This is a genomic window from Vibrio sp. 10N.222.55.A1, assembly GCF_041473835.1.
Taxonomy (GTDB): domain Bacteria; phylum Pseudomonadota; class Gammaproteobacteria; order Enterobacterales; family Vibrionaceae; genus Vibrio; species Vibrio crassostreae_C.
The window spans coordinates 1-14588 of sequence record NZ_JBFRSX010000062.1; the positions used below are offsets into that span (position 1 = coordinate 1).

The window sequence follows — 14588 nt, forward strand, 5'->3', positions numbered from 1 at the left end:
CTTAAGATCCTGTCTATGACTGCCTACTAAGTGAAGCTTGCGTTGCGAATTCTTAACATTATTCTGCAGACGAAACGTTATCTTCTGCTTGTGACACTTTCTTATACTGAACCTTTGAAAAGTCTCTGTTAGGGAATAAAAAGTTCGCTTCGCTACGAATTTGCTCTGCTTTACTTTCTTCTCCTAGGCCTTGATACGCCAGAATCAGATTGCTGTAGAAAGCCGGTCTTGGTTTGCTCTTAATGATCTCCAGTGACCAATCGATGTAAGGCTGTATAAGGCTCGGGTCGGCTTTGTAGAGGCCGATATTAAGGTAAGTGCTGTATATATCCCAATCGTAGCGATCTTTCCACACCACTGGATTCGTAACTTGCTTAAGAATATCTGGGTTCTTCGGCTTAGATTGTTCAAACTTAGTCAGTACATAGTTGGTGTGCAGGGCGCTCAACATATAAAAACTGACCAAAATAGGGAGCACTAAGCTCAACACTCTAAATAGGGTCTTGCTAATGATACTGAACGACTGTTGATAATGTCGGGAAGAGCGCTGATCTACCCAGTAAATCAATATAATGAATGTTATCCAGTGAATCGCCGAGTGGTAAAAAGGATACTCAAGTTGAGAGTGCAAAAGGATTGGGATAAATAACGCGAGCAGGGCTAGACGTGTTCCCTTTGCTGAACTTGTTATGCGTGACATCACCAATATTGCAGCAATCAAGATTCCGATGATTGGTACAATCCCCCCTTCAACTCCCCAAAACAGGAACTCATTGTGCGGGTGATCCATTGAAGGAAGACCTGGATGATAGTTCGAGTTGAGTTGATGTTGGCGAGCTGTATATAGCGTGTATTCAGACTCAAATTTCCCGTAACCATAACCTGTAAATGGCTTTTCGATCATCATATCTAAAGCTTGCGGGAACGTATAAGCGCGCGGGCTTTCTAGGTTCGCTTTCTTGCTAGCGAGGCTATCAGTCGCACTTAGGCTGATCACCGAAAAAGCGACGACGACACCGACGAGCACTGATGCGCACCATCCGTAGAAGCGTTTCTTGGTCGAGAACTTGTATAGATAGGGCAGAATGCAGATAAACCCAATGACAGCGGCCAACCATCCGGTACGTGATGCAATGATGATCAGCAAGGGCACGGTTAAGGTTGGAGTTAAATACAGTAGGAATGATTCGCTGATCTTATGGTTATATTTAGCCGGCTGCCTTGCTAAAAGGTAAGCGGACAGCACAAAACCAGTAGCAAGAAAGCTTGCCATTACATTCGGTTGTTGAAATATCCCATATGGTCGGTTTGCAGCAGTGTTGTAGCCAAATAGGTTGCCAGGTTCTAATAAGAAATATTGCACATAGCCAAATAGTGCTTGTATAACAACAGCAAGTACAATGAACCACAACATACGTTGCTTGTGTTTATTGCTGAACTTAAATTGCTGCAGCACCACAAATAAGGCAAAGCCCGTCCACAATCCAAGCAAGCGTCCTGACGCTCCTTGAGGTGCAGCATTGCTGTATAAAATGGGTAGCGTGAGTATGATGCAGCTAATCAACAAGCCAATTGTTAATTTGGAATACTTGAGTACTCGATTGGTCGCGAGTTGGTAAAAGCCAATCGCTAGCGTGAAGCTTAGCGCTAGCCAAGTGGTAGGGTTAAAGGATAGAGCAAGGCCCGAACCACCAGGATTCGGCATAAAAAAATGCATAGCTAACAAGAATACAACAGCTAAAGAAGCCAGAAATGCTTTGTTGAGTGGTAGCTGAGTGATCTGATTTTCTAGCTGAGTACCGCTAGTGTGTATTGTTGCCATAAATCCCTAACCTTATAAAAACAGAGCTTGTTCCTTCTGAAACAAGCTCTGTTACTTTAACATTTTTCTGTCTGCCCGCAGGGCGCTATTTTACACCTACTTCAAATTTAACATAGGCTTAAGGAAGCGAGCAGTGTGTGAACCTTCGACTAACGCCACATCTTCAGGTGTACCCTCTGCAACAATCTCACCACCACCTTGCCCACCTTCTGGGCCAAGATCTAGGATCCAGTCTGCTGTTTTAACGACATCTAGGTTGTGCTCAATCACGACAACTGTATTGCCGTGATCACGCAGTCTATGTAATACCGTCAGTAGCTGCTGGATATCGTGGAAATGAAGGCCTGTTGTTGGCTCATCGAGAATGTATAAGGTTTTTCCCGTGTCTCGTTTAGACAGTTCACGCGCTAATTTAACACGCTGAGCTTCACCACCAGATAAGGTTGTAGCTGCTTGCCCTAAGCGAATGTAAGAGAGGCCAACGTCCATTAAAGTTTGCAGTTTACGAGCGATAACAGGTACCGGGTTGAAGTATTCACGAGCATCTTCCACAGTCATCTCTAGAACTTCGTCAATGGTTTTACCTTTGTAGCGGACCTCTAGAGTCTCACGGTTATAGCGCTTACCTTTACACACATCACAAGGCACATACACATCGGGTAAGAAGTGCATCTCTACCTTGATTACGCCGTCTCCCTGACAAGCCTCACAACGACCACCACGAACGTTAAAGCTGAATCGACCTGGCTTGTAACCACGAGAACGTGATTCCTGAGTGCCCGCGAATAGTTCACGAATAGGGGTGAAAATCCCTGTGTAGGTCGCAGGGTTTGATCTTGGTGTACGACCGATAGGGCTTTGATCTATGTCGATTACCTTATCAAAATGTTCTAACCCTTTAATCTTTTTGTGCTTTGCTGGAACTGCAGTCGTGGCACCGTTTAATTGAGTGTGGGCGACTTTAAAGAAGGTATCGTTGATAAGCGTTGATTTACCCGAACCTGATACGCCCGTAATACAACTGAACAAGCCAACAGGAATTGTCGCGGTCACATTCTTTAGGTTGTTCCCCGTTGCGCCAACGATCTCGACGACCTTTTTCTTGTCGATAGGCGTTCTCTTTTCAGGCACTGCAATTTCTTTAGCACCGCTCAGGTATTGGCCTGTCAAAGAGTTCGGGTTTTCGATGATGTCTTGCATGGTACCTTCTGCCACCACGTGACCACCGTGCACCCCTGCTCCTGGACCGATATCGATAACATGGTCAGCACAACGAATTGCATCTTCGTCATGTTCCACAACAAGTACCGTATTACCTAAGTCTCTCAGGTGAATTAAGGTTTGCAATAGACGTTCATTATCGCGCTGGTGGAGACCAATTGATGGCTCATCAAGTACATACATAACGCCAACTAAACCGGCACCGATTTGGCTCGCCAAACGAATACGTTGCGCCTCACCACCAGACAGCGTTTCAGCACTGCGTGATAGGTTAAGGTAGTTCAAACCAACGTTGACTAAGAAATGCAGACGATCATTGATCTCTTTCATCACTTTATCTGCGATCTGCCCACGTTGACCGTCTAGCTTCAATTCTTGGAAAAATTGTAGTGCGTCAGCAATGCTAAGTTCAACGATTTCCGGAAGTGTTGTATCACCAATGAAAACATTGCGAGCTTCTAGTCTCAGGCGAGTGCCATCACAGCTAGAACACGACTTGGTTGAGATGTATTTGGCAAGGTCTTCACGCACCGCGCTAGATTCAGTATCACGGTAACGGCGCTCTAAGGTATTTAAAATGCCCTCGAATGGATGACGCTTAACTCGAATATCACCTCGGTCATTGATGTACTTGAATTCCACTTCAGTTCGACCTGATCCTTTTAGAATGATCTCTTGAGTCTTTTTCGGTAGAGAATTAAATGGCGCATACAGATCAAAACCATAATGTTCTGACAGCGACGTTAGCATTTGGAAATAGTAGTAGTTCTTTTGATCCCAACCTTTTATCGCACCTTCAGCAATGCTTAGGTTCTCATCTAAAATCACTCGGCTTGGATCAAAATACTGTTGAACACCAAGACCATCACACGTACCACATGCTCCTGCCGGGTTATTAAATGAGAACAGGCGAGGCTCAAGCTCTTGCATGCTGTAACCACATTTAGGACAAGCGAAGTTAGCAGAGAATACGATCTCTTCTTGATCCGTTTCGTCCATCCAGCCGACGACAGCGATACCGCCAGAGAGCTCTAATGTGGTCTCGAATGACTCGGCTAAACGCTGTTGAAGATCAGGACGAACCTTGAATCTGTCTACCACAACTTCAATGGTGTGCTTCTTATGAAGTTCAAGTGCTGGTGGATCGGATAGATCACAGGTTTCACCATCAATTCGGGCTCGGATAAAGCCTTGCGCAGCTAAGTTTTCCAGTGTTTTAACATGCTCACCTTTGCGCTCTTTGACAATCGGTGCCATCAACATCATCTTTGAGCCTTCAGGCAGTTCTAAGACCTTATCGACCATTTGACTGATGGTTTGTGCTGCTAGAGGGATGTTGTGGTCTGGACAGCGAGGTTCGCCTACTCGCGCATACAATAATCTGAGGTAATCATAGACTTCGGTAATGGTACCGACGGTTGAGCGAGGGTTATGTGAAGTCGATTTTTGTTCTATTGAGATAGCTGGAGACAGACCTTCAATATGGTCGACATCAGGCTTTTCCATAAGAGATAGAAATTGACGAGCGTAAGCAGACAGAGATTCAACATAACGACGCTGACCTTCTGCGTAGAGTGTGTCAAACGCAAGTGACGACTTTCCTGAACCCGATAATCCGGTGATGACAGTCAGTTTGTCACGTGGAATGGTTAGGTTGACGTCTTTGAGGTTATGCGTACGAGCGCCTCTAATTTCTATTTTATCCATCTCAATAGACCATGTAATTTTAAGTGGCTAAAGTATTACATAGAGTGAGATTTGTGCAAAGTTTTACTGGATAAAAAAACAGTAAACAAAAAAAGGGTGACGCTTTCGAGTCACCCTTTAAATCATTTATTACGCGACTAACTCATCGCTACGTATCATTAGTTAGTATGCCAAAACTAGCGATTAAGCTTCTTTTGTTGTTGAGTGCTTACCTAGTTCGATTTGTTGCTGGTCTTTTTTGTATAGATTTTCAAAGCAGTAATTTGTTGCTTCGATATAGCCTTCTACACTACCGCAGTCAAAGCGTTGGCCTTTAAATTTGTATGCTAATACACAGCCTGCTTTGGCTTGTTTTAACAATGCATCGGTAATCTGGATTTCGCCACCTTTACCTGGTTCAGTCTGCTCGATAAGTTCAAAGATGTCTGGAGTCAGAATATAACGACCAATGATCGCTAGGTTGCTTGGTGCTGTACCTTGCTCTGGCTTCTCTACCATGTCATCAACTCGGAAAAGGTCATCTTTGATCATTTCGCCAGAGATAACACCGTACTTGTGAGTCTCTTCTTCTGGAACTTCTTGTACAGCAACAATAGAACAGCGGAACTGTTTGTATAGCGCAACCATCTGAGCTAGCACGCCTTGTTGCTCGTTCACACAAAGGTCATCAGCAAGTACTACTGCGAACGGTTCATCGCCTACAAGTTCGCGACCCGTTAAAATAGCATGGCCAAGGCCTTTCATCTCACGTTGACGAATGTAGGTGAAGTTTGCCGCTTCAATCGTTTCACGGATATTAACCAATAGGTCTTCTTTATTGGTGCCGCTAATCTGGTGCTCAAGCTCGTAGTTTTTATCAAAGTGATCCATGATCGAGTGCTTACCACGTCCAGTAACGATGCACATTCCATCCATACCAGCTTCGATAGCTTCCTCTACACCGTATTCAATCAGAGGCTTGTTTACTACAGGCATCATTTCTTTAGGCATTGACTTGGTTGCAGGTAAAAAACGTGTACCGTAGCCAGCTGCCGGGAAAAGGCACTTTTTGATCATGATAAGACCCTTTATCTATAATAATTATTGATTCAACCTGAGTGGTTGATATTTCTGAGGGCAACTCTAGCATAAGTTATGTCGAAAATTCAGCAACAATAGCCATGGTTTACTAGAGCTTCCCTCAAAATTATCGTCAGACTAAGAGGTGGGTCGATTATGCAAGCAGGTTCTGGTTTGCCCATGCTATCGCTTGAACTCTATTTTTTACCGCAAGCTTACGGAATATTTGATAGAGGTGAGATTTAACCGTGAACTCACTAATAAACAAGTCATCGGCGATTTGTGTGTTTGAAGACCCGGATTGAAGACAGCGAATCACCTGGATCTCACGAATGGTTAAATCAACATTGGTTGGTGTGGTGTTGGTATTGACCATATTGCGATAATAAAACAACAGTTGATTGGTTACCTTCCTTGGCAGCCAGTTATCGCCATCAATGACTTCTTGAAGACCACGAGCAATCTTGTCCTTTTGTTCAGTGTTGTAAAAGAGTCCTTTTAGTACCCCATAGGTAAGAAGCTCTGAGGTTGGAAGTTGCTGGGGGACATTGAATAAAATGATTTCGTGATTTTTCCACATAACAGTCAGGTTAGGACAAATAATCAGTAGTTGTGGTACCTCTCTGTAATCGACGAGCAAGATCCGGTTACTCTGCTTTCTATCAACTAGCATTAATTCGTCGGGTGTCATTTTGTAGAGAACAATAGATAAATGCTTTTCTATCTCTTTTACATGTAGATAGGTATCGTTTGGGTCGATGCACAGAAAGTGTAAAGTGCGAGCGTATCTTGATTTTCTCATTGAAACGTCCTGTTTGAGTGGGATTAGATTCCACGTTGTCATGCAGGCTTTAGCTTCTCTAGCGCCTTGATAGTGACTTGCGTTGAATATCAATTATCAAAGTAAATGAGTGGTTTGTAAGTGGAGAAAAAAGCAACATCGCTCTGAATATCATGATTTGTTACGTTTTTATTCTTTGTAGTGAGGAGAGAATAGGAATGCGATTTATCACTGTAGAAAAGCATGCTATTCTTGTGCGCTAAAATTTTCTGAGACTATGAATTTAGACGGAGCAAATCATGGCTAGCCGTGGAGTTAACAAAGTTATATTAGTGGGTAACCTAGGTAATGACCCTGAAATTCGTTACATGCCAAATGGCGGCGCAGTAGCGAACATTACCATTGCAACGTCAGAGTCATGGCGTGATAAAGCAACTGGCGAGCAGCGTGAAAAAACAGAATGGCACCGTGTTGCTCTGTTTGGCAAGCTTGCGGAAGTTGCTGGTGAGTACCTACGTAAAGGTTCTCAAGTTTACATTGAAGGTCAACTTCAAACACGTAAATGGCAAGATCAAAGCGGTCAAGATCGCTACACAACTGAAGTGGTTGTTCAAGGCTTCAATGGTGTAATGCAAATGCTTGGCGGCCGTGCTCAAGGTGGTGCTCCTGCTCAAGGTGGCATGGGTAACAACCAACAGCAAGGTGGTTGGGGTCAGCCACAGCAGCCACAACAACAGCAACAACAATACAGTGCTCCCGCTCAACAGCAGCCAAAAGCACCTCAACAAGCTCCTCAGCAGGCTCAACCTCAATATAATGAGCCGCCAATGGATTTTGATGATGACATCCCATTCTAGTCCCTGTTTTTAATATATTATAAAGACAGTATTAAATTGGAAAAAGCCGCGTTCATCGCGGCTTTTTGTTACCTACAATTCTTAACGCTTTATTTACAACGTCAATTTATAGTATAAGTAGCAATACGGTATAATGTGAGTTGAAAAGGATTTCGTTATTCATGAGATATACCCCGACACTAAAATTGAGCACTCGATTGGTCGCATTTGTCACCGTGATAGTGATCAGCGCGATGTTCATTCTTTTTATTGGTGGCACACTTTCCTTTAAGCGTATTGGACAGGAATATTTAGACCATTATTTGGTTGGCATTGTCGACGTTGTAGATAAAGAGATGGAAGACCCTGACGCCGCGTATTCAATGCAGCGTTGGATGCCTAAGATGTTGCAGGCGAGCAATATTGTTGAGATGAAACTCTCGAACAAGACCGGCATCGTTTATCGTTTCAAAGATACCTCCCCACAAATTGATCCCAATCGTCTTTATGAGAAAAGCTTCATTTTAGAGCGTAATGAAGGCTACCGAATCGAATTTAAAGCACTTCCTCCTTATATTGGCTACAACTACTCAATGGAAGCGATGTGGTCAATTACTTTGGCTGTCGCATTGGTTCTGTTCTGTCTTGCTCGCGGTGTTCGTTGGTTGAAAGAACAACTCATGGGTTCTGAAATCTTGGAAGAGCGAGGAAGAATGATCTTGGCCGGTCAGGTTGAAGCTCATGCAAAGGGAGATGAGCGAGAGTGGCCTTATACCGCAAGCGAAGCCTTAGATGTATTGATTGAAGAGCTACAAGATGCTCGTCAAGAACGAAGTCGCTTTGATACCTTTATTCGTACCCATACTTTCCTAGATAAACTCACGGGAACGGCAAACCGAGTTTTATTCGATAATAAGCTGGAATCGGCACTGCATGAAAGTGGTGCTCGAGGCGGTGTGTTACTGATACGTATCGACGAATGGGAGCAAGTTAGTGATGCTAACGATAAGCAAACCACAGACGGCTTTATTATTGAAGTCGGTGAAGTACTGTCGAATATCGTTCAACGCTATCCCGATGTCATTTTTTCTCGCTATTACGAAGCGGACTTTGCTGTATTTATCCCTCATCAGGGCGCAAAAGATATTGCTACCTTGGCTGCTCAGTGTTTAAGGCAGTTAGATAAGCTAACTCCGCCAGAGCCTTTAGAGTCGGATAACTGGTGTCATATTGGTGTGACCATGTATACCGAAGGTGAGCGTCATAGCCAGATCATGGATGAAACGGAAACGGCACTAAAGAGTGCTCAGTTAGAGCGTATTAATAACTGGAGCCGTTACCCGAAAGAGAATAAGAATGAGCTTGATAGAGGCAGTGTTCGTTGGAGAACATTACTTGATAAAGCGCTGCTTCCTGAAAATTTAGTAATCTTTGCTCAGCGGTGTTATCTTATGCCGGAATCTGGTCAAGTTAATGAATTGCATAGAGAAATATTTACTAGAATTCAGGATCCTGACAAAGGTTTATTGAAATCGTCTCGATTTATGCCTGCGGTAGAGCAAGTGGGTTATCAAGCTCAAATGGACCAATCGGTTCTAAAGGTTGTGTTGAAATCGTTGAAAGAATCAACTCAACCTATCAACTATTCAGTGAATCTGAATGTTACCCCGTTTGCTAATAAACAGCACTTTAAGTGGTTTAGGAGTGAGTTGTTACAGCTCTCTGCTCAACACCGCTCTCAGCTTGCGTTTGAGTTTCCAGAAGGGCACTTGATTGCTCATCTTGATTATATGAGACCGGTGGCAAAGATGTTGCGAGGTTTAGGGTGTAAAGTTGTGGTTGGCCAAGCTGGGCGAACCATTGTTAGCACTCACTATATAAAGGATTTGAAGGTTAATTATATTAAGCTTCATCGAAGCCTAATAAAGAAAATCGACCAAAGGCATGAGAACCAACTGTTTGTTCGCAGCTTAATTGGGGCGTGTGGTGATTCTCCAACTCAAGTTATTGCCGTTGGAGTCGAGACAAAACAAGAAAAGAATACCTTGATAGAGTTAGGCATTAACGGCTATCAAGGGAGATATTTCGACGAAGAACAACAAATTATCCCTTTGCCTAATCAAGCAGAAAAAGCCGCGAAAGCGGAATCTGTTGTCAAAGTTGGACGAAGAAATCGATGGCGTAAGAGTAGTAGTTAAGAATGAATTTTAAAGCGATTTTAGACAAAATAAAGCCAACGAATAATAAAGGTAGCTCGCAAGTTGTCTTGCTGGGCAATGACGCCATTTATATTTCATCGACAGAACAGGATCCTCAAGTAGCCAGCATTCCCGTGGTTAATGGGGACTGGGAGAGTGCGCTAAAAAAATCGCTTAGCAGTGAGGCGCTTACCAGTAATAGCGTCCAACTGATTGTCTGTGCTAACTACTACCAAACCTACCAAATTGATAAACCGGACATTCCAGAGAGTGAATGGTCGGTAGCACTGCCTTTTTTACTCAAAGATCTTGTTTCAGAAAGAGTCACGGAAATTACTGCGAGTGCGGTCGCGTTACCAACGTCGAACAAGCTGCAAGTATATGTCCTGCCTAAAAAGCTGTTGGACAAGCTTTTGAATATCACTAATTCGGCTCAGGTTGAATTAATAGGTGTTGCTCCTGAAGATGAAATCTGGGGTTACAGTGCAGGCGAACTGTCTAATTTCATTCTTTTACAACGTAGCGTCAATTCACACTTTAAATTGGGTGCGTTTGTCGAAAATACCGTTTGTTTTCAAAGAACCATCCGCAGTGTTGTGCCACCTTTAACGGGTGTTGCGTCAAGTGCTCTGCAGTTAGATGGCCTCGCTTTAGAGCTTCAACGCTCGATTGATTACCTTTCTTCTCAAATTAAAGGCACCCAGCTTCACCAGCTTAAAATCTGTTGTGACGAAGAAGATGAAGCAGAGTTACAAAGTGCCTTAAACAGTACATTGAGCTCGACAGTTTCACTGTTGGTTGAAGGTGAGCGTGATAATTCAGAGAGTTTGTTGCTTAAACTTGCAGCTGAAAAAGAGACGTTTAAGGTCAATCTTTACCCTGAACACCTTAAGCCTAAAAAAGAATATTTTACGCTGACCAATGTTGTTGCGAGCTGGGGAGTAGTTTGTGTTTTGATGCTTGGTGGTTACTTCGCAATGCAGTATCAAGTTTCTAATCTAGATAAAGAGCTAACAGCCCTGCAACAAGACTCGAATCAACTTAACAAGCAAGTTAACCAATTGAATAGTAAGTTAACTCAGCATAAACCGTCTCCAGAGAAAGTCGCGGCGGTTGCGCGTCTCAAACGTGAGACTGAGGCTAAAAAAGAGGCTTTGAAGGCTGTTGGACAATACGACGAATCCCAACAAGTCGGGTATTCTGGCGTCATGAATTCCTTAGCTAAATTAGGCCGAAATGACATTTCTCTTTCGCACATCTACATGACCCACGATACTTTAGATCTTAGTGGCTTGGCTCGTAACGCAAATGTCGTTCCGAACTGGATTGGTCAGTTTAAAAGTGAGCTTAATTTAGTCGGACGCACTTTTGAAAAACTAAAAATTGGCCGTAATGATCAGGATGTGGTGACGTTTGAGCTAAGTACTCGTCGGGAGAGTAAATAATGCAGCAGTGGAACCAGCTGAGCGATAAGTTTCTTGCATTAAGTCAAAGAGAAAAATGGCTACTTTTTGTGTGTGGTTTTGTTGGCCTATCGATGTTGTTGTTCACCTTATTGGTTGAGCCTGCGTATCTCGATCTACAAGCTAAAAATGCCAAGGCGAGCAGCCTGACTCAATCGAATCAAAGGCAGCAAGGTGAGTTACTTGTTCTGCAAGCTCAGTTAAACAAAGACCCAGACAAAGAAATTAATCGAGAGTACAAAAAGCTGCTGGTGGAGAGCCAAGATCTCTCTCTTCAGCTTTCTCAGATTGTTGATGGATTAATCACACCTTCTCAAATGTCGCAGTTACTGGAGAGCGTTCTTAACGCCGGTAATGGACTAAAGCTTGAATCGCTAGAGTCATTAAAACCAGAAGCGATTTCGAACAATAAAGAGACCAGCGAATATTCAGGCTACTTTCTTCACCCTGTAAGAATGGAGCTAACCGGCAGTTACTTTGATATCTCAGCTTACCTTCAAGCACTTGAGTCTCTACCTGTGAGTTACTACTGGCGCACATTTGAATACTCAGTAGAAGAATATCCTAAAGCTCGACTGGTGTTCGAGGTTTACACATTAGGTACTAGACAGGAGTTTATCGGTGGTTAGAACTCTTTTGTTGTCCTTGCTATTTAGTAGCTCTTTTGTGTGGGCTGAGCAAGATCCCACGGCGCCATTAGGCTGGCTTTCACCTCAACAGAAAACGGCGCCTGCTAAGAAAGCACCAACTCGTTATCGCTTGCCTTCTTTAGAAAGCATCGTGTGTAAGGGAGATACGCCTTGCTATGCGATTATGAATGGTCAGATTCTCGGACAAGGGGAAACGATCAGAGGGTACCGAGTTAAGAACATAGATCCAGAATACGTCACTCTGCAGAGAAGCTCTAAGCAGTGGAAATTAGAGATGTTCTCTTTAGATGTTAAGAATAATTAAGGTTAGAGTGAAGACATGCGTAAACTTGTAGTAGCAATCCTAGTGTCATCTTTAGTCGGCTGTTCGATGGGGCATAGAGATCCTGTTGAGATTAAAGAGTCTTTAAACGAATCAATTAATGAAGCCAATAGCAGAGCGCTTCATGAGCTGCCTTCGTCGGTTCAAGATGACCTTATGCCTCAGCTTAATTCTGACTCGATGTCTCCGGGGATGGAAACGGTTAAGCGTTTTCGTATTCAGGCAAAAGGCGTTGAAGCGAGAACTTTTTTTGCCAGCTTAGTGAAAGGTACGGAATATAGTGCGGCTATTCACCCAAGTGTGTCTGGAAACCTTACGCTTAATCTAACGGACGTGACGTTAGATGAGGTACTGGCTGTTGCTCAAGATATGTATGGCTACGATATTGAAAAGCGTGGCAAAGTGATTCAAGTTTATCCTGCCGGTCTTCGCACCGTAACGATCCCTGTCGATTACTTACAAGTTAAGCGTTCTGGTCGCTCACTAACGACGATCACCACCGGTACGATCTCTAACTCAGATTCGAATTCATCGAGCTCTTCAAACTCGAACTCAAACTCGTCAAATTCATCTAACTCTTCTAATTCATCAAACTCGACATCGAATGGTGGTACAGAGATTGAAACGACCTCTGAAAGTAATTTTTGGCCACAGCTTGAAGCGGCGGTTGCTCACTTAATTGGCTCGGGCGATGGGCAAAGCGTTGTCGTGACCCCGCAAGCGAGTGTGATTACAGTGCGTGCTTACCCTGACGAAATTCGTGAGGTTCGAGAGTTCTTAGGTATTTCTCAAAAACGCCTGCAGCGTCAAGTTATCCTAGAAGCCAAAATCATGGAAGTAACCTTGAGTGATGGTTACCAACAAGGTATTAGCTGGTCTAATTTATCTAAGTCGATTGGCAGCGGCGGTGTGGTAATTGATCGACCTGGTGGAACTTTGCCTCCATTAGATGCGATCAGCTCTTTGTTAGGCGGGCAAACCAACGTAACGATCTCAGATGGCAGTTTTGAAGCGGTATTGAGCTTTATGGATACTCAAGGTGACCTGAACGTTCTATCAAGCCCACGAGTCACAGCTGCAAACAACCAGAAAGCGGTTATCAAAGTGGGTACTGACGAATACTACGTGACGGATTTATCTAGCGCGGTAGGCAGTGGTGACAACGCGAACGTTGCACCTGAGGTTGAGTTAACTCCGTTCTTTTCGGGTATCTCCTTAGATGTGACCCCTCAGATAGATGATAAAGGTAGCGTATTCTTACATGTTCACCCAGCCGTTATTGAGGTCGAGGAAGAAGTGAAAGAGCTCAACCTTGGTTCTACAACGGGTGTGGTGCAGCTTCCTTTGGCGAAAAGCTCTATTCGTGAGTCTGACTCAGTGATTCGAGCTCGAGATGGCGATGTGGTTGTTATTGGTGGTTTGATGAAATCCAACACCAGTGATGTGACCTCTAAAGTTCCATTCCTCGGTGATATTCCAGCCTTAGGTCATTTGTTCCGTAATACCAATCAGTTAACGCAAAAAACTGAGCTCGTGATCTTGCTTAAGCCAACGATCGTGGGTGTGAATACTTGGCAAAATGAGTTGGAGCGTTCACGTGATCTTCTTCAGCAGTGGTTCCCTGATGAAGAGTAATTGCTTACTTTTTCAATATAGAGTGGCAGTGTCTCACTAAGCTAGGTCGTCGTATGTATCAAGCTCACTTTGGTTTTGAACAACTGCCATTTACCTTAACGCCGAATACCGATTTCTTCTATGGTTTAGCGCCTCATTTCGAAGCGATTCAGACGGTAATCTCGGCGTTGGAAATGGGTGAGGGCGTGATTAAGGTGACCGGAGAAGTAGGCACTGGAAAAACCATGGTTTGCCGGATGTTGGTCAATCACCTACATGACTGTACAGCTCTGATCTACTTACCAAACCCTGTGTTATCAGGGGCAGACTTGCGCCAGGCGGTTGCAACAGAGCTTGGTTTAGCTGTCGATAATGAAGCAACCTTGGTTGATAACATTCAGCATAAGCTCATTGAATTGCACAATTCTGGTTTAAGAGTGGTGGCTATTCTTGATGAAGCTCAGGCTCTATCGGATGAAGCGCTCGAAACATTAAGGTTGTTTGGTAACCTTGAAACGGAAGATAAAAAACTGCTGCAGATTGTCTTATTAGGTCAGCCAGAATTGGATGCTCGATTAGAGGCGTACCACCTAAGGCAGTTTCGCCAAAGAATCACATTTAGTTCGACACTGAGACCGCTGAATCTCGATGAAACGGTGGCTTATATTGATAATCGAATCGCTAAATCTGGTGGTAGCCCTGAGTTATTCAGCTTGAATCAAAAAAAGGCGATCTGTCGTTCGTCGTTAGGTATCCCTAGATTGATAAACCAACTTTGCCATAAGGCTCTATTGCTTTCGTTCAGTGAAGATAAGAAAAGTATCGACAACCAACATCTTTTTTCAGCTATGCATGAAACGTACGATGTGTGTAAGCCTAAATTTAAAACGCCAATACTGTGGGGTTGGAATTAAT

General features: G+C 43.7%; 11 protein-coding genes. 7 read left to right on the plus strand and 4 right to left on the minus strand.

The genetic code is table 11. The annotated features are described in order from the left end of the window. Positions 1-58 precede the first annotated feature (58 nt). From AB4493_RS17805 to AB4493_RS17820, 4 genes are all read right to left on the minus strand, one after another. Complete coding sequence (locus AB4493_RS17805) at positions 59-1822, minus strand: PglL family O-oligosaccharyltransferase (protein ID WP_372155534.1); 1764 nt, start codon at positions 1820-1822, stop codon at positions 59-61. Between the two features lie 96 nt (positions 1823-1918). Next, positions 1919-4750, minus strand: coding sequence for an excinuclease ABC subunit UvrA (gene uvrA, locus AB4493_RS17810; protein WP_017061339.1), 2832 nt, complete (start codon positions 4748-4750; stop codon positions 1919-1921). 183 nt (positions 4751-4933) lie between these two features. After that, positions 4934-5806, minus strand: a complete 873-nt coding sequence (gene galU, locus AB4493_RS17815; protein WP_372155535.1) for a UTP--glucose-1-phosphate uridylyltransferase GalU — start codon at positions 5804-5806, stop codon at positions 4934-4936. 157 nt (positions 5807-5963) lie between these two features. After that, positions 5964-6611 carry a LuxR C-terminal-related transcriptional regulator gene (locus AB4493_RS17820; RefSeq protein WP_029235590.1) on the minus strand — a complete coding sequence of 216 codons (648 nt, stop codon included), beginning with the start codon at positions 6609-6611 and terminating at the stop codon, positions 5964-5966. 278 nt (positions 6612-6889) lie between these two features. On the opposite strand from AB4493_RS17820, the gene AB4493_RS17825 reads away from it, so the two are divergent. The 7 genes from AB4493_RS17825 to AB4493_RS17855 all read left to right on the plus strand — a co-directional run bounded on the left by AB4493_RS17825 (position 6890) and on the right by AB4493_RS17855 (position 14587). Beyond that, on the plus strand, positions 6890-7447 hold the full coding sequence (locus AB4493_RS17825; protein ID WP_017061342.1) for a single-stranded DNA-binding protein: 558 nt from the start codon (positions 6890-6892) through the stop codon (positions 7445-7447). 161 nt (positions 7448-7608) lie between these two features. Beyond that, the gene (gene csrD / locus AB4493_RS17830) at positions 7609-9624 is read left to right on the plus strand and encodes an RNase E specificity factor CsrD (protein ID WP_017062969.1); all 2016 of its coding nucleotides are present in this window, start codon (positions 7609-7611) and stop codon (positions 9622-9624) included. Positions 9625-9626: 2 nt separating this feature from the next. Beyond that, positions 9627-11069: an MSHA biogenesis protein MshI gene (locus AB4493_RS17835; protein WP_372155536.1), complete on the plus strand. Its 1443-nt coding sequence runs from the start codon at positions 9627-9629 to the stop codon at positions 11067-11069. After that, positions 11069-11716 carry a type 4a pilus biogenesis protein PilO gene (gene pilO, locus AB4493_RS17840; RefSeq protein ID WP_017061345.1) on the plus strand — a complete coding sequence of 216 codons (648 nt, stop codon included), beginning with the start codon at positions 11069-11071 and terminating at the stop codon, positions 11714-11716. Before AB4493_RS17835 ends, pilO begins: the two co-directional genes overlap by 1 nt. Then, positions 11709-12041 carry a hypothetical protein gene (locus AB4493_RS17845; RefSeq protein ID WP_017061346.1) on the plus strand — a complete coding sequence of 111 codons (333 nt, stop codon included), beginning with the start codon at positions 11709-11711 and terminating at the stop codon, positions 12039-12041. Before pilO ends, AB4493_RS17845 begins: the two co-directional genes overlap by 8 nt. 15 nt (positions 12042-12056) lie before the next feature. Then, entirely contained in the window at positions 12057-13694 is a 1638-nt protein-coding gene (gene mshL / locus AB4493_RS17850) for a pilus (MSHA type) biogenesis protein MshL (protein WP_372155537.1), read from the plus strand. A 53-nt stretch (positions 13695-13747) separates the two neighbouring features. Further along, positions 13748-14587, plus strand: coding sequence for an ExeA family protein (locus AB4493_RS17855; protein WP_017061348.1), 840 nt, complete (start codon positions 13748-13750; stop codon positions 14585-14587). The last annotated feature ends 1 nt before the right edge of the window (position 14588 follow it).